This is a genomic window from Kothea flammea, assembly GCF_052161645.1.
In the GTDB taxonomy this organism is placed as follows: domain Bacteria; phylum Planctomycetota; class Planctomycetia; order Pirellulales; family Pirellulaceae; genus Laterigemmans.
Map to the genome: position 1 here is coordinate 1,851,683 of NZ_CP197414.1, position 23,368 is coordinate 1,875,050.

Consider the following 23,368-nt stretch of genomic DNA (forward strand, 5'->3'; position numbering starts at 1 on the left):
TGCAGCATTCCCTATCCATAATTAGATTGAAAACTTCCAAACCGAGTCAGCAAACGCCATGTCGACCGAGGTCTATCCGTCCAAACCCCAAGGCAAAATTCCCAACAACCGTTTTCCCCTGTTGGTACACAGAAACGCCATACCCGGTGGTGGAGCCGAGGCGATCAAGGACCGGTTTCGTGCCAACGGTTGGTCCAACAACTGGGATTACCCCGGAGTTTACAAATACGCCCATTTCCATTCCACCACGCATGAGTGCCTCGGTTGCGCCAACGGCTGGATGGAATTCAATCTTTCCGTTGGGGAAACTGGTTGGACACGTCTGCGCATCAGTTCCGGCGACGTGGTCGTCATTCCCGCCGGAGTCAGCCACGAGATGACCGCCCAATCGGATGACCTTCACGTGTGTGGTGGCTATCCGGACGGGCGTGATTGGGACGATATCGAGGAAGCCTTCCTGAGCGATGAAGACTACAAGCGGGCCTGTAAACGCATCATGATGCTGCCCATTCCCGACCGGGATCCCGCGACCGGGGAACCGATGCCGCAGTGGCACGCCGCCCCGTCATCGGTGGACGGAGGCTGGAACGACTGGCGCACCCGTCTCGACGCCAGAGGTGTCTAGCTTGCGAACCTTATTCACCCAAGAGACGAGCTCGTGGGGGTCAAAAAAATGTCGGTTATAAAAAGGCAAAGGATGCCTACTCAACGCTTACAGGCAGGGATGCCTATTCCACGCTTACAGGCAGGGGTGCCTATTCCACGTTTACAGGCAGGGGTGCCTATTCTACGCTTACAGGCAGGGGTGCCTATTCTACGCTTACAGGCAGGGGTGCCTATTCCACTGCGTTAGCAAGAACCGCAACTGCTTATGCGGCGTTGCGAGCCGCTTGCGTCGCGGCGGGCTGGGATGTGTCAGCCGCTAGTGCCTCGGCTGGATCATAGGTCCGCTCGAGTTGATTGAGCGATTGCTCGATGCGTTGGCGATAACTCTCCAGCGACTCGTTCGGATCCATCTCCAGCGGTTCAGCAAAGTAGGCGTTGATCGTGCAGAACGGTTTGGGAATTTGCAGACGATCCCAAGTCTTGCTCAGAATCCAGCGGCGGCTGGGGATGGTGATCACATTCAGCACCACCGCTTGGCTGTCGCGGCTGAGGCTGGCGATCCCTTTGAAAGCGTGATTTCTGGGGCCGCGAGGACCATCGACGGCTAACACTGCCGGCCGCCCAGTTAACACGTGTTGCACAAGCGCCGCCAAAGCAGTTATCCCGCCCTTGCTGCGGCCCCGTCTGTTGCTGCTGCCGCGGACTGGCACGCAGCCACGGATCTTCAATGCCGGTACGATGATCTGGCCATCGGCGGAGCGTGAAACCATCGCCCCAGTGCCCGGCTCCGCGCCAATCGTGATCGCCACTTGATGCGCGTGCAGAATCGAATAGACATAGCTGCGACCTTGCTCGCGCAGCTGCGGGCGAGGATCGTGGTGCGTGCGAATTCTGCAAGTGGCTCGCAGGAGACTGATGGCGAGGGCCGCAGCCCAAGAGGCAAGCCATTTCATGCTAAATCGGTCGCAAAAAATTGGAATTTTTAAGTCCGAACCGGCCCTTCGCCAGCTCGTGGACAGAAATCTCAGTTTCGACAATCTCCAGTTCGATGATCGTGCTTGCGGTTTATCGAGAAACCCCAAAAAAGTACATCCCATTTTCGGAAAATCGCTGATGCTGATCGATCCCACGCAAATTTCCAAACGGGCCCTCTACGGCCACATGACGCACTTAATTACTCCCCGTCCAATCGCTTGGGTTTCCACGCGAAGCTCCGCCGGCTGCGACAATTTGGCGCCGTTCAGCTACTTCAACGCCGTCGGTACCGCCCCGCCGATGCTGATGTTCTGCCCCGCAAACAAAGCGGATGGCTCCAAAAAGGACACGCTCCGCAACGTCGAACAGACCGGGCAATTCGTGGTCAACGTCGTTTCAGCCAACTTGGCACAACCGATGAACGCTTCGGCTGCCGAATTTGAAGCCGAGACCAGCGAATTTGCTGCTTGCGGTTTGACCCCAGCCGCTAGTCGGCACGTGGCACCCCCTCGCGTCGCCGAAGCGTTGGCCGCCTTTGAATGCGAATTGCACACCGTGATGCTGCTCGGCAGCGGCCCCGCGGGGACAAATTTGGTGCTCGGCAAAATCTTGGCGATCCACGTCGACGATCGCTGCCTCGATTCCGCCGGACAAGTTGATCCGCAGATAATGGATAGCCTGGGACGCATGGGAGGCAGTGCCTACGCGACCACTCGCGATCGCTTCGAGTTGCCGCGGCCCACTCGCTAGCCCAAATGCTGCGAGTAAACGCTATTACTGCGCGCTGACCGCAAGCGTGGTATATTGACGACAAACTGCCTGCGTATCCTACCCAGCTACTTTCCCGCCAGCAGGGGTGCTCCGCTCACGGATCGTCCCGCTGATTGCCACGCCGGGGAGTCGCTCTCAACCCACAACTGCATTCAGCGAGTTCAGCCGCATGTTCCAGCCAGCAACCCTCGTTACCCTCCTGCTGCTCATTTCCTTGGCCCAGGTCACCAGCTCAGCCGACCAGCCGGCAGCCACCGCAGTAGCCAACGACGCGTCCACGGCAGTTGCAACCACTGCATCCAAGGTAACTTTCTCAGAAGATTTTGAAGCCGGCCTCGAGCGTTGGGAGATTGTCGATCCCCAGTCCTGGGAACTGCAACAGCATGGCAAAGGCAATAGCCTGTCGATCAAGCGGCGGGAGAGTGAGTACAAGCCGAAGGTTCGCAGCCCCCATCACATCGCCCTGATCAAGGACCTGGAATTGGCCGATTTCGAGTTGACCTTTCAAGTCAAAAGCACCAAGGACACCGGCAACCACCGTGATTGCTGTATCTTTTTCAACTACCAAGACCCCAGCAATTATTATTACGTGCACTTGGGGGCCAAACCCGATCCGGCCAGCGGTCAGATTTTCATCGTTAAAGACGCACCACGAACTCCGCTGACTGACAACGAAAAATTGGTCCCATGGGATGACCAATGGCACACCGTGCGACTGGTGCGCGACACGGCCAGCGGATTGATTGCTATTTATTTTGATGACTTGGAAACACCTCACATGCAAGTTGTCGATCAAACCTTCGGCAAAGGGCGGATCGGGCTTGGTTCGTTCGACGACATGAACGCTTTTGATGCGATCGAAGTTCGCACTCGGTAATTTTAGTTTTTTCTTCTCTGCTTTCCTGCTTGTCGGTATTTCGCGATGCGAACGGTTCTGGTTACGGGAGGTGCAGGGTTTATCGGTGTCAATTTGTTGCGACGATGGAGCCAGTTGGGTGCATTCCGCTTCGTCGTTTTGGACAAATTGACCTATGCTGCCAACCCGGCCGTGCTGCAACCGGAGATCGATCGCGGCCGTGTTGAGTTGATTCAGGGTGATATTGCTGACAGCGAATTGGTCGAGCAATTGCTGCTGCGGACCCAACCAAGCTGGGTGTTGAACTTAGCGGCAGAGTCACACGTCGACCGCAGCATCGACTCCCCTGCCCCCTTCGTGCAAACCAATATCCTCGGCACTTTTGGCTTGTTGGAAGCGACCAGGCGTTATCTGCGGAGCGCTGATTCTTCAGCGGCGGGCAAAGGTTTTCGTATGTTGCATGTCTCCACCGACGAAGTTTTTGGCTCGGCGGCGGCGGAGGAAAGTTTTTCTGAAATTGCCGCTTACCGCCCCAGCAGCCCCTACGCGGCTTCCAAAGCGGCCGCCGATCACCTCGTGCGATCCTTTCACACGACTTATGGCACTCCGCTGTTGCTCACGAATGCCTCGAATAATTATGGTCCCCATCAGTTTCCAGAAAAATTTATTCCAGTGATGATTTCTCAGGCGTTGGCTGGCGAGCCCCTGCCAATTTATGGCGATGGTGCCCAGCAACGCGAATGGACGCATGTGGATGATCATGCCGACGCGTTGTTGTCGGTGCTGCTGCGGGGAAAGTTAGGCGAAACCTATAATGTGGGCAGCGGGGAAGTGATCAGTAATTTGGAACTTGCCATACAGTTGTTAGCACAATTGGCGGAACTGGGCGCGCTGCCGCCCCGCGATTCGTCCTCTGACCCCTCCCGCAATCCGCCGCTGGTGCATGTCGCCGATCGACCCGGCCACGACCGCTGCTACCGCTTGTGCTCGGCCAAATTGCGAACGGAATTAGGTTGGCAGCCCCAGCATACGCTCCGCAGCGGACTGGCCGAAACCGTTGCTTGGTACGTCGAAAATCGCCAGTGGCTGACTGCGCGACTACAAGCGGTGGGTGGGCATCGCCGACGCGGATCTGCGAGCGGGGCATCTGCGAGCGGGAAAGCCAGCTAATGCGAGTCACTCAAGGAATCATTTTGGCGGGCGGGCATGGCACACGCTTGGCACCACTGACTGAGGCTTTCAGCAAGCAACTGTTGCCGGTCTATGACAAACCGTTGATCTATTATCCACTCTCGACGCTGATGTTGGCCGGGATTCGCGACATCGTGATAGTCACCACGCCTCACGATCAAGGTTTGTTCGTCAAACTGTTGGGCGACGGCGATCGCTGGGGGATGCGTCTGCGATATGTCGTGCAAACTCAGCCCCGGGGGCTGGCCGATGCCATCTCAGTCGCTTCCGAGTTGTTGGCCGGTGGGCCGTTGGCGATGATTTTGGGGGATAATATTTTTTATGGCCGTGGCTTTACCAGCACACTGGCTGAGGTGGCTGGCCGCGTCGAGGGAGCAACTTTGTTTGCTTATCCAGTCCTCGACCCGTCGTCTTACGGGGTGATTGAGCTCAGTGCTGTCGGCCAGCCGCTGTCGATCGAAGAAAAACCATCGCAGCCGCGAAGTAATTTGGCCGTCACGGGACTTTATTTTTACGACGCGCGCGTGTTCGATTTGGCAGCAAAATTGCAGCCTTCCAGCCGCGGAGAGCTGGAAATCACTGATCTCAATCGCCTCTATCTGCAAACCGGCTCGTTGCGGGTGGAGATTTTGGGCCGCGGTTTCACTTGGATGGACGCCGGTACCTTGAACGCTTACATGGAAGCGGGGCGATATGTGCACAGCGTGGAGTCGCGTCAGGGGCTGAAGATTGGCTGTCCCGAAGAAATCGCTTGGCGGTTGGGCTATATCGACACCAGCCAACTACAGCAGCTGGCCGATCGATACGGTGGCGACCGGCATGACAATGCATACGGAGCCTATTTGGCTCGGCTGGTACGGGAATCGAAATGAATCTGTCCGACTACATCGCCAGCGATCTGGAAGCCAAATTGAGGCGCGGCGAACTCAGCTTGGCCGATCTCACTTTGGCTAGGCTGGGCAAGCGTTATCAAGTCAGCTTTACTCCCGTTCGCAAAGCGATCGACAACCTTGTGCAAAGAGGCTTGCTGGTCCGCGGCGAGAATGGGCGAGTCTCGATACAGCCAGGGCTGTCCGCCCTACCCCCGGATATCACTGCGACGGAGGCCAGGCCGGTCGACCCCCCGTGTCGCGACGCGGCCCAACGATCCGACCTGTCCCCACCCAATGTCTCGCCACCCAATGTCTCGCCACCCAATGTCTCGCCACCCAAAGAGGTTTCTGATTGGGAAATAGTGCTCAGCGGACGCATCGTGCGGCTGAGTCTGTTGGGCAAGTCGATTTTTTTGCGTGAAGAGTCGACCGCGGCAAAGTTCGGCATCGGCAGGACACTTTTGCGGCAAATCTTCAGCCGCTTGTCGGGACGCGGCTTGCTGCAACACGTACCCCGGCGAGGTTGGCGGGTGCGTCCCTTCGAGCCCGATGACTTGGCCGACTATATCGAAGTCCGCGTGACATTGGAACTCAAAGCAATGGACCTGGCTCGACCGCGCATCGATGTCAGCATGCTCGCTGAAATGCTGCGTGGAAACATGTCGGAGGCTGACGTGTCGGAGGCTGACGTGTCGGAGGCTAGCAAGCTTGCCCAGCCGGTTATCCCGCATCCGCTCGACAACCGGCTCCATGAATACTTTATCGACACCGCCGGAAATCGTTATATCCGCGATTTTTTCGAGCGGCACGGAGGCTATTACAATCAAGTTTTTGACTTGGCTGCCCCCGAGCTGCAAGTGGTGCAGGCGATGGCCGAACAGCACCGCCGCATTCTCCGCGCAGCCATCGATGACCAATGGCTGGAGGCCAAAGCCGCGATGGCCGAGCATATTCGAGCTCAACTGCCAATTGTCTCCCGGTTGATCCAGCAATCGACGAAAGAACTCGGGAAAGAGGCGTTCGCTGAAAACCACTATAGCCGCTAGCCACTGGCCACTAGCCGCTTATTTTGATTCGGCTTCGATATACTTCAGCGTTTGAGTTCGCAAGCCTTTGGAGCGAAGACCGATCTTTTCAGCTTCTTTGACTGCCTGTTCCAGGTTGACTTTTTCATCAAGCACCCGATAGGCCAACCAGACCGCTGCCACGCGAGTCGCTGAACCGCAGTGCAACATCAGCGGCTGGCCTTGGTTTTCGCGGAGGATTTTTCGAGTCGCCGCGAAAACTTCGGGGGTCAAACTATCGATCGTCCCGTAGCGAATTGCTTTGAACTCCATGCCGGCGGATTCGGCGGCAGCTTTTTCGTCCCAATCGACTTCTTCTTCCATGCGGAAAGTAACCAAGCATTTAACCCCCTGTTTGCTCAGCAGCAACAGATCTGCGGGGGTTGGTTGGCCAGCCATTAGCAGTGGGCCACAGCGATGGACGTTGTAGATTTCGCCGATCTTTACCGGCTCGACAGGAGCGGGCTCAGCCTTTTTCTCGTCAGCGACTCCCAACAGCGGTGCGCAGCAGAGCGAGAAGAACAGCGAGTAGGCTACGGAGAATCGCAGGAGTGAAAGCATCGGGTGGTTTCCTCTGGGGCAAATTGGCAGCGAACAGCCGGGGGCTCGTCAGGCGACCGGGAATCACAAAAAAATGGAATGCGGGCAACTGGGCCAGCATTCCATTGATGACAACCATTAATTCTAGCAGCTGTGGAATGTTTGCCCACTCACAGCAGGTGGGCAAAATTTGTCGTTTCGAGCCACAGTTCCCGTTAGCCGTTTTGGCGCTAGCCACGGTTCGTTAACGGGCTATTTTCTCGATTTCAGCGTCCAACTGCGAGGCACTCACGTTGTGCCGGACAACTTTGCCCGCTTTGTCGATCAGCAACATCGTCGGCAGGGTCTGTACTCCCAAGGCGTTCGCCAGCGGGCTGGAGTCGAGTCCACCTTCGGCGAACAGCGTGATCCAAGGATGCTTCGTTTCGTTGACGAAACGGACGGCATCGGCACGCACTCCGTCGACGTTAATCCCCACGATTTGCAGGCCAGCGCGTTGGTAGCGGGCTTGCAATTGCCGCAGCAGCTTCATGTCTTGCTTGCAAGGCTCGCACCATGTCGCCCAGTAGTGAATGACGATGGGTTTGCCGCGGAGCTGGGAGATGCGGAACGATTTGTTGTCGAGCGTTTTTCCTTCCAAATCGATGACTCTGCCCACGGACTCCAATCGCGAGACGGCTCCGGCTGCTTTTTTGCCCTGTTCTGTGTCGCGAAATTGATTGGCCACTTTGGCGTACCACTGAATAGCTTCTTTTTCGTTGTCCTCAAATTCCTTGCTCAGCCCCAGTTGCAGCATGGCCTGGGCCGCTTCGGTGGTGCGAGGATGTTCGCCGACAAATTTTTCCAACGCGGTCAGCCACCATTCTTGAACTTTGGGGAAATCCGCTTGGTTGCTAACTTTGCTGAGCCGCGTCGCGTAATCGCAGCTGATGATTTGGAAATCGACGTACGACTGCAGATCATCATTTTTATCTGCCAGCTTGCGGCTAAGCGTTTGCAAGCGATTTAGACCATCCGGGTACGCATTTTCCTGAACAGCCGCTCCCACGGTGTCGACTAACTGTCGCAACCAGCTGGCGCGTTGGTCGGGCGCACAGTTGGCGATGATGCCTTCGAGGCAATCCGCGCGTTGGGCATGCAGTTTGGCTGCCGCCGCTCCGCTGGCACTGCGGAGTTGGGCATCGATTTTTTCCAGCGAAGTCACAAAAGTTTGCAGATCGCCGCTCATTCCACCACTAGCCGGCGTGTCGCCTTGCGCCAAAGTGGCCCCGGAGAAGAAAAATCCCGCTACTGATTGATCGCCCGCGCCATTTTGCGGAAGGTCGACGAGTCGCCAAGCGTTTTCGGTTTTCAGCAGGGTGCCCACGATTAACTGGCCAGTCTCGCCGCTCGACTCATACATTGCCACGGCGTTTTCGTAGACCACAATGTCTTTTTCCGCTCCGCCGGTGCCCAGGGGAATCGTGCCCGGCATGCTGGCTGCGAAGTGGACCCATTTGGCAGTGGGGGCAATCGCTTTTTGTTCGCCGGCAAAGCGGGCAAAGTCACGTAGCGCTTGTCGCCGTTTGCTTTCGAGTTTAGCTTCGTATTCCTTGCCCAAACCGAGTTCTTTCAGTTCCTCGGGCGAAATCAGCAGGCGTTCGAAGCGGTCGCTATCGGCGTTGGCGATCGCCGCTACCAACTCTGCGGAGACCTCTTCGGCAGAAATGCTTTTCCAGCGATCGATGCGACGGTCTTGGTTTTTGTCTTCGCCCCAGCGGATGCCGGCTGTGCCCAGCCAGCGGTATTGATCGGCTTTGCCGTCGAAATCGCTATCCACGTCCCGGTAGACTTCCACGCCGTCCTTGAAATAGCACCACATGTCGGTATCACCATCCCCGTTGGTGTCAAGGAAGCGGCGGAGCAAACGCCCATCAGCTCCTCGCACGATCCAGCCTGACCAGCCATCTTGGCGAAAAGCCTCCACCTTCGCGCTCGCTGCTTCGGCTCCAGTGGGGGTCTCGAAGTCGACGTCGGACTGCAGCGGCGCTAAGCTCAATGCGAACTTGATGTCAGGTGTGTCGGCTGCCGAACTGCCGGAAGAGTGAGAGAGCAAAGCCGCGCTCAGGGCGGCGGCGAACAAATGTCGTTTTTTCATTAGGAGGCTCCGTCGGGGAAAGCGACAAAGAGTGTGGTGGGAACGATCAAGCGTTGTCAGCGGCGAAACGCTCGCGGGGCCAGCCCGGATGATCAAACAAATTCCTACCATAGCATCGGAATTTACGCTGAACCGGCTAACGGAAAAAATGTCAATTCAAGCTGAAAGCTGAAAATGCCGAGAACAGAAACCCAGCCTGGTGGTTGGATGGGAACGTGCTGCGTCAATGTGAAAGCCTTGCTGGATACCCGCGCCCATAGGTATACCGATGCTATCACCAGGCTGTCCGCAGAGGTAGAAACTGACGTTTTTTTGCGGCAACCGAGGCAAGCTGGGAAAAAAACTGCCAGGAAGCGGCTGATCAGCACGAAACTCCCTTTGACAGACGAGCTGGGAAACGTAAACTTGACGCTCAGCCGTTAGGTTGGTCAGAGCATTTGGCCATGTGCCTGATGGTGATTGGATCCAGGGCGCAGTCTTATGCTGTGAGCTTACGCCTCGGCTTAGGCGACTATGTTGTTTGCTGGGTGAAGCTTGGCTGTTTGCTAGAAAGCGGTTAGGCTCAAGTAGAGAGAATGATAGATACGGGCGTGTAGCTCAGTTGGTTAGAGCGCTACACTGATAATGTAGAGGTCCCAGATTCGAGTTCTGGCACGCCCACTCATAACTGCGATTTGGTGTTTAGATTTTGCGGCGGAAGGCCGAAAAGCTGGAAACCGTGCTCGCAGCCTGTTCGCTTTTGCCAAAGCGAGCTAGATTTTGCAGCTGAGATCAACTAGAACTCGTTAGATCGAGGATTTCGGTCTCTTCGGCTCAATTTGGTCGCGAGAACGCTGGTGGCGGCTGGTGAAGTAAGTAGAGTAGGAGTTCGTGCCAGCGGGCTATTGAGATGTGGTGAGTAAAAAGGGGGGCGTAGCTCAGTTGGGAGAGCATCGCGTTTGCAACGCGAGGGTCGTCGGTTCGAGTCCGTCCGCCTCCACTTTTTTCTTGGTTTGGGTTGCCCGTGGGTGCCTTGACCAAAATCTGACGAGGCTTATGGTTACGCCTCTTCAGCAACTGCGGTGAACTTTTGCTTGAGTGCGAGTCGACTTGAGTGTCTGGCCCACTCGAAAGCTGGGTTCAGGCGGCAAGTCCATTGCCTATCGAAGTTGTTGAAGTCGGGTCTTCCCTAAGGACCCGTCAGTTGCTAAGATTTGAAGGGTCGAGCGATTGAGTTGTGTCCGCAGTGGACCGCCTGTTCGCTAGTCTTGAGTTTGGTTTGATCCGAGGAATGGTTCAAATAAGATTCAAAGAAAAACTCGCAAAGACCTGTTGACGCCTTCGGGGTCATCACGATAAGCTTTGCGAAGTCCTGAGGGTGACCATCTGAACACGCAGGCTTGTGTTTGGGTGGCTGTCTTTAGGGCAGTAATTTGCTCGCGGTTTTCCGCGGGAACTGATATTTGACAATTTGGTTGTTGGGTAAAAAGCATCTAAGAGCACCACAAGTTTGTGGCCTCTGGTGAAAGCCAGTGGTTGCAATCGGGTGAAACTCTGTGAGAGCGTCACGCAGCTGTTTGGCGAGGCCGCTTCTGATCCGCTAGGTAAGGCAAGCTTTGGTTTGCTAACGCTCGGTGGTGTTAGAGGTGGTTAAAAAGACAGCTGTTAGAATGAGACTGCAAGGATTCTTGTTTGGCCCTGAGGAGTTTGGCTCAAATTGAGTTAGGCATGCGAGGGGGCAAGCGAATTTATCGTTGATGGTTCATCGTGATCGAGGATAAGTTGGTATTCAGTATTTGAGTGTCCGGCGAGTTCAAGATTGTGATGGTCAAACTATCAAGGGCACATGGGGGATGTCTTGGCGTCAAAAGGCGATGAAGGGCGTGGAAGTCTGCGAAAAGCTTGGGGGAGTTGACAAACGAGCGATGATCCCGAGATTCCCGAACAGATTCCTACTGAATACATAGGTAGGAAATCGCAAACCCGGTGAACTGAAACATCTAAGTAACCGGAGGAAGAGAAAGAAAAATCGATTCCGTCAGTAGCGGCGAGCGAAATCGGAATAGCCCAAACCGTGGGGGTTTCCTCTGCGGGGTTGTAGGGTCTTTCATTGTGAAGTTACCAAGCGGACGATTAGTGGAACATTCTGGAAAGTTTGACCATAGAGGGTGACAGGCCCGTACGCGAAAATCGATCCGCCTTCCGAAAGATACCTGAGTAGGTCCAGGCACGTGAAACCTGGACTGAATCCACGGGGACCATCCCGTAAGGCTAAATACTCTTTGACGACCGATAGCGAACCAGTAGGGTGATTGAAAGATGAGAAGAACCCCTGCTAGGGGAGGAATGTGAACCTGAAACCATGTGCTTACAAGCGGTCGGAGCCCTATGGCTTTTGCCACGGGTGACGGCGTGCCTTTTGCATAATGATCCGGCGAGTTACGGTAGGTGGCCTGGTTAAGACCTTACGGGTCGTAGCCCAAGGGAAACCGAGTCTGAATAGGGCGACAATTGTCACATGCCGTAGACGCGAAACCTGTGTGAACTACCCATGAGCAGGTTGAAGCGCGGGTTAAACTGCGTGGAGGACCGAACCCACTTGGGTTGAAAACCGAGGGGATGACTTGTGGGGAGGACTGAAAGTGTAATCAAACCAGGAGATAGCTCGTTCTCTCCGAAATATCTTGAGGGATAGCCTCGAGCCACTATGTCACGGGGGTAGAGATACTGAATCGGATGGGGGCCCTTCCCGGGGTACCCCACTGAACCAAACTCCGAATACCGTGATAACTATCTCGGGAGTCAGTCCACGGGGGATAAGCTCCGTGGTCGAGAGGGAAACAACCCAGATCGCCTGCTAAGGTCCCCAAATTGTACTTAGTCACTAAGGAAGTTGAATTGCTTAGACAGCCGGGATGTTGGCTTAGAAGCAGCCACCATTTAAAAAGTGCGTAACAGCTTACCGGTCGAGCAATTCTGCGCCGATAATGAACGGGAGTAAGTGCAATACCGAAGCAGCGGGTTCTAGTTTTTAACTAGAGCGGTAGGAGAGCGCCGATGGTCAGATACAAGCCGTACTGTAAAGAGCGGTGTCGGGGCCATCGGGTGATTATGCCGGAATGAGTAACGATAAAGCAGGTGAGAATCCTGCTCGCCGAAAGCCTAAGGTTTCCTGGGGAAGGTAAATCCGCCCAGGGTTAGCCGGTACCTTAGTCGAGGCCGAAAGGCGTAGACGATGGATAGCGGGTCAATATTCCCGCGCTAGGTGTGTGGAGCGATGGAGGGACGGCATCCGAAAAGCATGCGGACGATTAGAAATGTCCGTTGCTCCGGTCCAAGAATAGGGGTTGGCAAATCCGCCCCATAAACGTTCAAGGACCGGAGCTAACAGCATTCAAGTTCTGGATGATGTTGGAAGGATGTCCAAGAAAAGCTTCTAAGCTTTGAAGCACACTTAACCGTACTAAAACTGACACAGGTAGGTGAGACGAGTAGTCTAAGGCGCTCGGGAGAACGGTGGTTAAGGAACTCTGCAAAATGGCCCCGTAAGTTCGCGATAAGGGGCGCCCACGAGAGTGGGCCACAGAAAATCGGCTCTAGCGACTGTTTATCAAAAACACAGGTCTCTGCTAACACGCAAGTGGATGTATAGAGACTGACGCCTGCCCGGTGCCGGTAGGTTAAGGAAGAGGGTTAGCCTCACGGCGAAGCTCGCAACCGAAGCCCCGGTAAACGGCGGCCCTAACTATGAGGGTCCTAAGGTAGCGAAGTTCCTTGTCGGGTAAGTTCCGACCTGCATGAAAGGCGTAACGACTGGAGCACTGTCTCAACCACCGACCCGGTGAAATTGTAGTTGTGGTGAAGATGCCACATACCCGCGGTTAGACGGAAAGACCCCGTGAACCTTTACTGTAGGCTGATATTGGGTTGAGGTATGTCTTGTGTAGGATAGCTGGGAGACTATGAAGCGGGCACGCTAGTGTCTGTGGAGTCGTTGTTGAAATACCAGCCTGGTCATGCTTTAATTCTAACTTCGATCCCGTGAATCCGGGCGAAGGACAGTGTCAGTCGGGCAGTTTGACTGGGGCGGTCTCCTCCCAAAGAGTAACGGAGGAGTGCAATGGTACACTCAGCCTGGTCGGTAATCAGGCGAAGAGCGTAAAGGTAGAAGTGTGCTTGACTGCGAGAGATATAACTCGAGCAGGTGCGAAAGCAGGTCTTAGTGATCCGGTGGTCCCGAATGGAAGGGCCATCGCTCATCAGATAAAAGGTACTCCGGGGATAACAGGCTTATCGCCACCGAGCGTCCACAGCGGCGTGGCGGTTTGGCACCTCGATGTCGGCTCATCACATCCTGGGGGTGTAGAAGCTCCCAAGGGTTTGGCTGTTCGCCAATGAAAGTGGTACGTGAGCTGGGTTCAGACCGTCGTGAGACAGGTCGGTCCCTATCTGCCGTGGGCGTTCGAAACTTGAAGGGGTTCAACTTTAGTACGAGAGGATTTAGTTGGACGAAGCTCTGGTGTCCCAGTTGTCGCGCTAGCGGCACGGCTGGATAGCTAACTTCGGAAAGGATAAACGCTGAAAGCATCTAAGCGTGAAGCCCTCCCTGAGATTAGGTTTCGTAGTCGCAAGACGAGAGCCCCCTGGAAGACTACCAGGTTGATAGGCTGGACGTGTAAGCACGGTAACGTGTTGAGCTAACCAGTACTAACGGGCGAATGTTTGACCATCACTATCTTGCACTCGTGGTTCAAGCTTGATCGCTTGATCCCGCTCTCACAACCGCTTATTTACCCAACAACACGGCTCATGGCGTGCGAAATATCTCGCCATGAGTCTTTCCGGTGAACATATCGGAAAGGCCACACCTGTTCCCATCCCGAACACAGAAGTTAAGCTTTTCGAGCCGATGATAGTGCATACCAGCGTGAAAGTAGGTACCGCCGGATTTTAAAAAACCCACTTGGTCGCAAGACCAAGTGGGTTTTTTTATTCCCTCAACACGGAAGGCCAGTCGGCCCCGCGATTGACCCGCTTGAAAGATCATGCCTATCTTCAGCTAGCTTCCTACACCGCACCGGCGTCGATTGGCGTGTGATTAGCGGGCAAGTCTTTCCCGTTCGATGGCGAGAGTTTGTTCCGCAGTGGCTGCTCCCGAGAACGAGTAGCTTCAGGGAATATTTCAGTCGGATGGGTTGAGGTCGCTTGGTGTTTGCGGCGGAGTTTGCCCGCTAACCACGGAAATGGGCGCCAATGAACGCGAATCGAGAACGCCTGCCGATCGCCAATCATTTTTCTGCCCCTCATTCGCGCCCATTGGCGGGATCAGCCGGAAAACCTTACCTGTCAAGGGCTCGGAGTTCGTTTCATGGTGGATGATCCCTCGAAGGAAATAGACTCGGGTTGATGTTTTGTGCCGATTCGCTGAGACCGCTTGGCGTTCGGGGCCTAGCTTGCCCGCGAATGGCGCAAATTGAAGAGTCTACCGATCATCAATCATTTTTCTGCTCTTCATTCGCGTCGATTGGTGATTAGCGTGCAAATCTTTCGCGGTCGATGGCGAAAGTTAGTTCCGCAGTGGCTGCTCCCCCGATGGAATAGGTTCAGGTTGATGTTCTGTTGGCAGATTCGCTGGGACCGGTTAGCGTTCGAGGCCTAGTTTGCCCACTAATAACGCGAATGAGCGCGAATGATAAATGCCTGCGAATTATCAATCATTTTTCTGCTCTTCATCCTCGTCGATTGGTGATTAGCGTGCAAATTTTTCGCGGTCGATGGCGAAAGTTCATTACGCAGTGGCTGCTCCCCCGATGGAATCGGTTCAGGTTGATGTTCTGTTGGCAGATTCGCTGGGACCGGTTAGCGTTCGAGGCCTAGTTTGCCCACTAATAACGCGAATGAGCGCGAATGATAAATGCCTGCGAATTATCAATCATTTTTCTGCTCTTCATCCTCGTCGATTGGTGATTAGCGTGCAAATTTTTCGCGGTCGATGGCGAAAGTTCATTACGCAGTGGCTGCTCCCCCGATGGAATCGGTTCAGGTTGATGTTCTGTTGGCAGATTCGCTGGGACCGGTTAGCGTTCGAGGCCTAGTTTGCCCACTAATAACGCGAATGAGCGCGAATGATAAATGCCTGCGAATTATCAATCATTTTTCTGCTCTTCATTCGCGTCGATTGGTGATTAGCGGGCAAATCTTTCGCGGTCGATGACGAAAGTTCATTACGCAGTGGCTGCTCCAGCGAGGGAATAGATTCGGGTTGATGTTTTGTGGCGATTCGCTGAGACCGCTTAGCGTTCGGGGCCTAGTTTGCCCGCGAATGGCGCAAATTGAAGAGTCTACCGATCATCAATCATTTTTCTGCTCTTCATTCGCGTCGATTGGCGTGATTAGCGGGGAAATCTTTCGCGGTCGATGACGAGAGTTCGTTCCGCAGTGGCTGCTCCCGCGACTGGATAGCTTTCGGCGGATGCTTTGGCCAGATTGGGTGGGGATGGTTGATGTTCGCAGTTTTGTGTGTGCGGTAATGAGCGCGAATGAAAAATGCCTGCCGATCACCAATCATTTTCCTGCTCTGCGTTCGCGGCGATTGGCGTGTTTGGCGGGCGCACACTTTTTGCGGGCCATTGAACTGGCAGCAGGGGCACGTTTTCCGTTCGTGGAAGCAGTGGGTTTAGCCTGGTCACGGTTTAGCCGTCATTAGCTCCTCATCTCGTGGCTGCAATAAAGTTGCGGGTCTCTATGTTTGACTGCTGGGATCGAATGCCCTGAATTTAGGAACGAGTGTGTGATTGATTCCAAGTGAGGCCAATGTGAAGCTGTTTTTTTTCAACAAGCCTTGCTTAAACAATTGTGAGGAATTGATGAAGCGAAGTCCCTACAGGAAGGATACAGTTTTTGTGCGGGGTTGCTGAATTCAAGTAAAAGCGATCATGCCCTTTCGGCAATATTAAGGTTCGTCGGTTAGCCTTTTGTTAAGAGTTGTGCGCGTCTAATTGTGACGATTGCAGCGGATGGAGAGCCGCTTAGACTACCTCGGTTAAAGTTGCGTCAGTGGCTGATGCCAAGTGATGCGGTCTGAGTTTATTCCCTGTAAATCTTAAAGTTGCTTGGTTGTGTTTAATACAAAAGGTGATGGCGGTATGGCTCGCAAAAACAAGGCTCAAAAGTCAATTCGCAAGCAGATGGCTCGCCGAACTCTCGGTCGCGCACTTCGGCTACAAGCATTAGAAAACCGACAGTTATTGGCGTTTAATGTCGTTGATGATGTGGTGTCGCTTGGTGCTGACGCTACTTCATTAAACGTGGCCAGTAATGATACAACGGGTGCGGAAGTCCAAAACGTATCGGCCATGCAAGTGTCGTGGTCTGATCTCACAACCGCTTTCATTCCCGAACGACCGGGAACACCTGGTGTTGCCCAACGCTCAACGATCCCGGGTGCAGTCACCTTTGTGACCAGCAATCAAGGTGACGTCGATCTTTCCCGTGATAACGACACCGATACTTCGAATGACGTTGCCACGCTCGGCGCAGCTGATCGCTTGCTTCGCGCCGAAGGTGTTGGTCTGCCGGTCCTGCGTGACAACAGCCCCGTTAATGCTGCTGGTACGAACCTCGGTGTTGTCCAGTTCCGGACTGATGGGGCCACGGAAGAAGTGTGGATCGCGATTGGTGCCGCACCTGAGAATGCTGGTGAAGCCTCGCTGCCTTTCTCTAATGCCTTTTTCCCTTACGACGCTGGTTGGGTTGGCGGTGCCTTCAACTCTAGCGGCGGTGTGAACGCTGGCGGTGCCGGGATGACCGTCACTGGCGGTGGCGGCATCTTTGAGGTGGAAGTTGCCGGTGTTACCGATTCGTTTAACGATGGTTTCTTGTTCTCGGTGGGCGGTGACAACGAAGATAACTATTCCCGCACACGTCCGATTGCTGATGGCAAGTGGCGAGTTCAGTTGCGTGATAACGCAGCAACTTTGACTGGATCGGAGAGCGACGATATTAACTTGCTCTACGTTCCCCGTGATGCTCAAGGCTTGATTGGCGGAACCGTCAATGGCGGCCTTAGCGGCGTCAATCCCATGGAATACATGGCGGGTGATTTTGAGTTGCAGCGAGAAGCGGATGGCTTGTGGAGGTTGAGCGTGCCGGGCCACGACATCACGACCGGGGCTTTGATTCTGGAGACTCGTGACTTAACAGTTGATGAGCCCCGTAATGCCTACTTCACTTATGATGACGCTGGTGATGGCTCGGGCGACATTCTGATTCGTCAGTTCGAGTGGTTGGCATCAAATCAGGAGTCGCCGTTAAATACCGACTTTATGTTCTATTTTGTTCCTTTTGAAAACACACTCAACCCCGCTAACGCGCTGACCGTGACGAGCGTCGGTACGGATGCCGACCCCTCCAGCGGTTTGAGCGAAAAGGGTTTGGCGTTGGTTTTGAATGCTGACGGCACGGTCTCTTATGACACCGGTGGAGCGATTCTTCCACTCGGTGGTGGCCAAACTGACGTTGACACTTTCGTGTATCAAATCACCGATGGTGTCGATACGCAGTTGGGTACTGTGACGATTAACTGGCAAGGTGAAAACGATACTCCCTTTATCGTCAGTCCTTTGGCGGACATTGTGGTAGACGAGGATGCACCGGCGGAGGTGATCGACCTCACGCCTGTCTTCGACGATGTGGATGCGGGGGACGTGTTAAGTTACTCGGCCGTGACCAGTACTGACGTGTTCACGGTTGAAGTCGTCGGGAGTGACTTGATTGTCACCCCACTGCAAGACATGTATGGATTCAGCGCCGTTGAAGTTACAGCCACCGACTCGGGCGGAAAGACTGTTACCGACACGTTCTTCGTTACCGTGTTACCAGTTGATGGCGACGGCGTGATTGCTGTTGACGATAGTGCCCTCACCGACAAGGTAACGGCTATCAATGTCGATGTTGAGCTGAACGATTATCATCCCGACGGTTCGCCTTTCTCGGTCGCCGCAGCCAACGTGCTGGGTAACCCCGAAGCGACCGGTAATGCCGATACAGTTTGGAGCGTGAGTGGCACGACCGCTGGGCCTAATCAGCTGACGATCCAAAGCGATCCTAACTTGGGTGACGTGGCGATTGGCCGCAATGGTTTGCCATTGTTCAAAGATGACGGCGTGTTGTTCGGTACCTCGCAGTTCGATTCAGCGGCGCACGCTGCGTCGGGCTTGCCAGCGGACAACTTTGGTAGAACCGTCAACGCTTACAGTGCTTTTGGCAGCTACGGCTTCGCAACTGAGTTGGGCTTCTCGGGCAATGGCGAGCGGAACACGCCAGTCGGCACTGGGTTCGTGCCATTCTCTGATGGTTGGGTCAGCGGTCACGTTGATTCTGAAGGCAATCTGGTGGACGGGATTGGCGTCAGCCCTGCTGACGTTGTCAAACTGGGGACGGGGTTGTTTGAGATTACGATTCCCAGCGCCGTGTCAGCCGGTTTTGATGGTTTATTGTTCGCCACAGGTGGGAACAATGACGACAACATTGTCTCGGTGGCTCCCTCCAGCTTCGAAAACAAGTGGTTGGTTCGTCAGTTAGATAATGATGCGGCTGAGAATGGTTTCGAGGATGACGTGTGGAGCTTCTTCTACATCCCCGGCACTACTCCCGAATTGTTGGGTGGCCGCTACGGTGGCTTTGAAGAAGACCGGGGACTCAAGCAAGTTTACGGTGGGGTTTCCGTCAGCGAAGACTTCCTGACGGGTAATTTGACCGTTACCGTGCCTGGCTTTACACCCGCCGACGGGGTTTTGATCGCCCAAACTGCGGCTCAGGAATTTGTGGATGGCGTTCCCATCGAAGTGCCCAAGAATACCGTGGTTACGGCCGCAGCCAGCGGCACAGATTTCTTAATTGAAACCTACGGATCGGGGGACTGGATTGGTGAAGCTTCGGATGCCCAGTTTATCTTCTTGCCATTCGCTGAGCCTTTGGAGCGATTGTCTGGGTTAGATTTCGAAATCACTTCGTTCGACGCAACCAGTACGCTGGGTGCCACGATCACTCAGAACCTTGACGGTACGCTCAACTATGATCCTTCCGCGGCCGGTGCACCGATCTCCGAGTTGGGCAACGGCGATTCGATTGTGGATACATTCACTTACACCGTTACCGACGGTAACGGACAAACCTCGACCGCCACGGTGACCGTGACCGTTCAAGGTGAAAACCAAGTACCGACGGCAAACGATGACGTCATCAACTTGAACGAACTGAGTGCGCCTGGTGCTCTGTTGACCGTGCTCGGCAACGATACCGACCCCGACTTGCCGATCATCTTGGGAACACCTGAATACACCACTGCGGCCAACTTGGCGGTTGATGGTTCCAGCGTCTGGTCGGTCGCCGGGACGGGAGCTGCTCCCAACGCGATCACTTTGGGAGCGACGGCCACTGGTGACGTGGAAGTGTTGCGAGACGGTGTGGCGATTTCACCCGCTGACGGCGTGGTGTTGGCGACGGTTCGTCAGAACTATGACACGGCGGCTGAGAATTTCCGCTTGGTCCAGGCCTACGAGAATGTGGGTGGTGGAACATCGCTGGCGTTGCAACAGTTCGGCACCGACGGAGCTGCGGACGCGCCGGTTTCCTTGGCCTATTTTCCCTTCGCCGATAATTGGATTGCCGGTCACGTCGATCCAGCTGGGAACCTGATCAACGGTTCGGGCTTGACCGCGGGCGAAGTATCACGCACCGCTGCGGGACGTTACGAAGTTACGATTCCCGGGGTTAGCGATGCGACTACCGATGGCTTCTTGTTTGTCATCGGTAATGAGAATGCTGATAATGTCGTTTCCAGTCAAGCAGTTGCTGGCAGTGGTGTTTACCAGATCGCCGTGCGAGACAATCAGCAAGACTTTGCGGATGGCGAAGATGGTGGATTCTCGTTCGTCTTTGTGCCCCGTAACTCGGCCGACTTGGTCGCTGGTGCGGTCGATCCATTTGTCGATGGCGCCAATGCGGTAGCCCTCGGTGTGGGTGAGTTTACTGTCGAGCGACTCGATGTTGTCGATGGTGGAAACGAATGGAAATTGACCATTCCTGGCCAGACTCCTGACAGCGGAATTTTGGTTCTCACCAATCAAAACAACAGTGCTGTTGAAGATAACGTACTCACCTATGAGGACGACGGCGCGGGTAGTTTCTTGATTCGCTCGCATGACATGCCGGCAATCAATTTGCAAACGCAATCCTTCAGCTTCATGTTCATTCCGTTTGATGGACCTGGTCGTCCGACACCACGTCCATTGAATGATCCGCTGTCGGTGCAAACGGTCGACGCCACCAGTGCTTTGGGCGCGACCTTGACATTGAATGCTGATAACACGATCAGCTACGACCCAGGTTCGATCCACGACGCGCTTTACACGGGCGATACGGCGGTTGATACCTTCAGCTACACGATGACCGATGGTTTTGGTGGCAGCGACACGGCCACCGTGACAGTCAATATCAGTGGATTTGGCGAAGCGCCCCAGATTGTGTTCTCTGCGGATACCGCCTATTACGGCATTGGCGATACGCCCATCGGGATTGATCCGAGTGGCGATTTGGTGCCGATCGGCGTGCCTCTGCTCGATGGTGGCGTGCTGACCCTGGAGATTACCTCCGGCGGAAATGCCACTGATTTGCTTTCGATTCGCAACGACGGCACTGATGCCGGCCAGATTGGCGTCAGTGGCAGTGATGTTACCTTCGGTGGCACCGTGATCGGTACTTTCGTCGGTGGTAGCGGAGCAACGGCGTTGGAAATCACATTCAACGGTGATGCTGACGAAGCGTCCGTCGATGCCTTGCTGCGAGCGATCGCTTACAGCAACACCGACGATCAAACTTCCGTGGGCAGTCGAGAGATCTCCGCTTCGCTGGTGGATGCCAACGGCCGAGCGTCGGATACTGTCACCAAGGAAGTTCAGCTTGGGCTCCTGCGTCGACGCGAGCTACAGCAAGGCGTTGACTTCGGCTTCGGAGCTTACACTGGCGCTCAAGACGCTCACTTGGATGAGGGCAATTCTAACACGGTAATCAACCCTGCTTCCGATATCCTCATCGACTTCGACAACGGTGGCAGCAATGACCAGGCTGTCTTGAAGTTTGAGAATCTGTTTGGTAACGAGCCTGGTCAGATTCCTCTCGGATCTGTAATCACCTCGGCCACGCTGACGCTTGACACGAACCCCAACACGGCCAACGCGCCTGGCGACGGGGCGACTTTCCATCGCATGCTGGCCGATTGGGAAGATTCGACATCAACCTGGAATAGCTTTGTTAACGGATTGCAGAAGGACGATATTGAGGCTCGATCGACCTTTGAATCCGCGCTTGGCACCGCCAATGGCGCGGGGTCGAGTGGGACAGGCGAACTAAGTATTAGCGTGCTACCTGACTTGCGAGCCTGGTCAGCCGGTGAAGCCAACTTCGGTTGGGGTATCATTGGCTGGGACGGCAACACGGACGGTTGGTTCTTCAGTACATCGGAAAATGGCGAAGTGACTCGTCGGCCTCGCCTGCAGGTCGAATGGTTGCCAGCTGGTGCCGACGTGGTCAGCTTCCGTGAAGGAGTCGATGGTTACACCGGCACGGTTGACACGGTGATCGACAGTGCCAATCCGGACCTCGACAATTCGCTGACGGAAACTTTGTTTGTCGATGATCCGACGACTTCGGTGCTGCTTCGCTTCGATGAGATCATCGGTGGAGCGGCCAACCAGGTGCCTGCCGGTGCCACGGTGATTTCAGCCCGCTTGCGGACCGCCAGCACGACTGGAAATGCACAGGGAGACGGTGGAACCTTCCATCCGATGCTTGAGACGTGGACTGATTTGGATACCTACAATACCCTGATCGATGGCGTCAGCCCCGACGGGGTCGAAGCTCTGGAGACTTTCCGCACCCAAGCTGGTAACGAGACTCGCAACCCGAATGTGCAAGGTGGATTCCATGACTGGGATGTTACCGCGGATGTGCAAGACTGGGTGAACGGTGTGCGGGGCAATAACGGTTGGGCGATCCTGCCCTGGCTCAACGGAACCGATGGTTGGGGCTTCCAGGCTTCCGAGGCGACGATCGAAGCGGAGCGTCCACGGCTGGAAATTTACTGGACAGAAACGACCAACGCGGCTCCCACCGATATTCTGTTGGATAACAGCGAAGTCGCTGAGAACACCGACACCACTGGTGGTTTGGCAATCGGCGCTCTGTCGGCTGTCGACCCTGACGCTGGCGATACCCACACTTTCGAGCTTGTGGCCGGTGCGGGCGACGCAGACAACAGCCTGTTCACGATCAACGCCGGTGTGCTTGAAATCAATGACGGCGTGACGATTGATTTTGAGAACCAGTCAGCCTATTCGGTGCGCGTCCGAGCGACCGATGCCGGTGGGCTGGTCTTCGAGCGAGATTTGGCGATCAGCGTGATCGATCGCGGGGAAATCGAATCGATCGTCGTCGCTGATGGAACAGCCAGTCGCAGCCGTGTGGAAACGGTTACCGTCAGTTTTGACTCCGAAGTGACCGTGGATGCGGGAGCCTTCGAAGTTGTGAAACGCGGAGCCGGTGGCGGCGCGGTTGGTGTGGGCTTTACGACTGAAGTCATCGACGGCAAGACGGTGGCTACGCTGACCTTCAATGGTGCGTTCGTTGCCAATGGATCGTTGGTCGATGGCAATTACCAATTGACCGTTTTGGGAGCCAACATCACCGACGCGCTCGGCAACGAGTTTGACGGCGACGAAGATGGTGCGGTCGGCGGCGATCGTCAATTTGGCGAGGACGAAGCAGATGATTTCTTCCGCTTCTACGGAGACATCGATGGTGACCGCTCGGTCGGCTTCATTGATTTCTTGCAGTTCCGTGGTGCCTTTGGATCGACCGATCCGGAGCCTGAGTATCGAGAAGACCTTGATTCGAACGCTGATGGAGAGATCGACTTTGTCGACTTCTTGCAGTTCCGTTCGCGATTCGGAAACGATTTAGCCTTCGAATAGGCCTCCAATGGGCCTACAGTAGGCCTTGCAGCCAGAGAGGGAAGAGTTAACTTTTGACCAGTAGGCAACTTTTGCCTACTGGTTTTTTGTCAGCCATTGCGGCTGGCTTTGTAAAGAATCGAGTAAAATTGGTTTGGTTAGGTTGATTTGCTCGACAATGGCGATCATTCGACCTAGAATGTGCCCGCATGCTGGGCCCTCGAAATGCGGGCAACGCGGCGGACAGTGAAAACGATAAGGCGACTTGTTTGCGAGCAAACAGTGTTACTTAGAGCGGTCTGGAATTTTGCAACGTGTCAAACGGTAGGCATTCCGCTTTAAGATTTGTGTGTTGGTTCTCGTTGAAG

General features: G+C 54.9%; 10 protein-coding genes, 2 tRNA genes and 2 rRNA genes. 11 read left to right on the forward strand and 3 right to left on the reverse strand.

Annotated elements, in window-relative coordinates:
- Positions 1-58 precede the first annotated feature (58 nt).
- Positions 59-625 (forward strand): hypothetical protein, encoded by a 567-nt coding sequence (locus tag SH139x_RS06600; RefSeq protein WP_488354487.1) that lies wholly within the window; start codon positions 59-61, stop codon positions 623-625.
- A gap of 244 nt (positions 626-869) precedes the next feature.
- Here SH139x_RS06600 and SH139x_RS06605 read toward each other — a convergent pair whose 3' ends face one another.
- Positions 870-1,559, reverse strand: coding sequence for a lysophospholipid acyltransferase family protein (locus SH139x_RS06605; RefSeq protein ID WP_488354488.1), 690 nt, complete (start codon positions 1,557-1,559; stop codon positions 870-872).
- Between the two features lie 160 nt (positions 1,560-1,719).
- Between SH139x_RS06605 and SH139x_RS06610 the strand changes: the two genes are divergently transcribed.
- The 5 genes from SH139x_RS06610 to SH139x_RS06630 all read left to right on the forward strand — a co-directional run bounded on the left by SH139x_RS06610 (position 1,720) and on the right by SH139x_RS06630 (position 6,317).
- On the forward strand, positions 1,720-2,331 hold the full coding sequence (locus SH139x_RS06610) for a flavin reductase family protein (protein ID WP_488354489.1): 612 nt from the start codon (positions 1,720-1,722) through the stop codon (positions 2,329-2,331).
- Positions 2,332-2,521: 190 nt separating this feature from the next.
- The gene (locus tag SH139x_RS06615) at positions 2,522-3,229 is read left to right on the forward strand and encodes a hypothetical protein (RefSeq protein WP_488354490.1); all 708 of its coding nucleotides are present in this window, start codon (positions 2,522-2,524) and stop codon (positions 3,227-3,229) included.
- 45 nt (positions 3,230-3,274) lie between these two features.
- A complete protein-coding gene (gene rfbB, locus SH139x_RS06620) occupies positions 3,275-4,378 on the forward strand; it encodes a dTDP-glucose 4,6-dehydratase (RefSeq protein WP_488354491.1) in 1,104 nt (367 codons plus the stop codon).
- Positions 4,378-5,271, forward strand: a complete 894-nt coding sequence (gene rfbA, locus SH139x_RS06625; protein WP_488354492.1) for a glucose-1-phosphate thymidylyltransferase RfbA — start codon at positions 4,378-4,380, stop codon at positions 5,269-5,271. The genes rfbB and rfbA overlap by 1 nt, the downstream gene beginning before the upstream one ends.
- A complete protein-coding gene (locus SH139x_RS06630; protein WP_488354493.1) occupies positions 5,268-6,317 on the forward strand; it encodes a GntR family transcriptional regulator in 1,050 nt (349 codons plus the stop codon). The genes rfbA and SH139x_RS06630 overlap by 4 nt, the downstream gene beginning before the upstream one ends.
- An 18-nt stretch (positions 6,318-6,335) precedes the next feature.
- On the opposite strand, the gene SH139x_RS06635 is transcribed toward SH139x_RS06630, so the two are convergent.
- Together SH139x_RS06635 and SH139x_RS06640 are read right to left on the reverse strand one after the other, a co-directional pair.
- Complete coding sequence (locus SH139x_RS06635; RefSeq protein WP_488354494.1) at positions 6,336-6,896, reverse strand: protein-tyrosine phosphatase family protein; 561 nt, start codon at positions 6,894-6,896, stop codon at positions 6,336-6,338.
- A 223-nt stretch (positions 6,897-7,119) separates the two neighbouring features.
- Positions 7,120-9,012 (reverse strand): redoxin domain-containing protein, encoded by a 1,893-nt coding sequence (locus tag SH139x_RS06640; protein ID WP_488354495.1) that lies wholly within the window; start codon positions 9,010-9,012, stop codon positions 7,120-7,122.
- 586 nt (positions 9,013-9,598) lie between these two features.
- On the opposite strand from SH139x_RS06640, the gene SH139x_RS06645 reads away from it, so the two are divergent.
- From SH139x_RS06645 to SH139x_RS06665, 5 genes are all read left to right on the forward strand, one after another.
- Positions 9,599-9,672 (forward strand) — tRNA-Ile (locus SH139x_RS06645).
- 246 nt (positions 9,673-9,918) lie between these two features.
- A tRNA-Ala gene (locus tag SH139x_RS06650) sits at positions 9,919-9,991 on the forward strand.
- Positions 9,992-10,817: 826 nt separating this feature from the next.
- Positions 10,818-13,721, forward strand: a 23S ribosomal RNA gene (locus SH139x_RS06655).
- Between the two features lie 110 nt (positions 13,722-13,831).
- Positions 13,832-13,940 (forward strand): 5S ribosomal RNA (gene rrf / locus SH139x_RS06660).
- A 2,196-nt stretch (positions 13,941-16,136) separates the two neighbouring features.
- Complete coding sequence (locus SH139x_RS06665; protein ID WP_488354496.1) at positions 16,137-23,021, forward strand: DNRLRE domain-containing protein; 6,885 nt, start codon at positions 16,137-16,139, stop codon at positions 23,019-23,021.
- Positions 23,022-23,368: the final 347 nt, after the last annotated feature.

What these genes read in the sequence shown, in the direction of transcription:
- SH139x_RS06600 (WP_488354487.1), top strand. Translation starts at nt 59, where the DNA reads ATGTCGACCGAGGTCTATCCGTCCAAACCCCAAGGCAAAATTCCCAAC.
- SH139x_RS06605 (WP_488354488.1), bottom strand. Translation starts at nt 1,559, where the DNA reads ATGAAATGGCTTGCCTCTTGGGCTGCGGCCCTCGCCATCAGTCTCCTG.
- SH139x_RS06610 (WP_488354489.1), top strand. Translation starts at nt 1,720, where the DNA reads ATGCTGATCGATCCCACGCAAATTTCCAAACGGGCCCTCTACGGCCAC.
- SH139x_RS06615 (WP_488354490.1), top strand. Translation starts at nt 2,522, where the DNA reads ATGTTCCAGCCAGCAACCCTCGTTACCCTCCTGCTGCTCATTTCCTTG.
- rfbB (WP_488354491.1), top strand. Translation starts at nt 3,275, where the DNA reads ATGCGAACGGTTCTGGTTACGGGAGGTGCAGGGTTTATCGGTGTCAAT.
- rfbA (WP_488354492.1), top strand. Translation starts at nt 4,378, where the DNA reads ATGCGAGTCACTCAAGGAATCATTTTGGCGGGCGGGCATGGCACACGC.
- SH139x_RS06630 (WP_488354493.1), top strand. Translation starts at nt 5,268, where the DNA reads ATGAATCTGTCCGACTACATCGCCAGCGATCTGGAAGCCAAATTGAGG.
- SH139x_RS06635 (WP_488354494.1), bottom strand. Translation starts at nt 6,896, where the DNA reads ATGCTTTCACTCCTGCGATTCTCCGTAGCCTACTCGCTGTTCTTCTCG.
- SH139x_RS06640 (WP_488354495.1), bottom strand. Translation starts at nt 9,012, where the DNA reads ATGAAAAAACGACATTTGTTCGCCGCCGCCCTGAGCGCGGCTTTGCTC.
- SH139x_RS06665 (WP_488354496.1), top strand. Translation starts at nt 16,137, where the DNA reads ATGGCTCGCAAAAACAAGGCTCAAAAGTCAATTCGCAAGCAGATGGCT.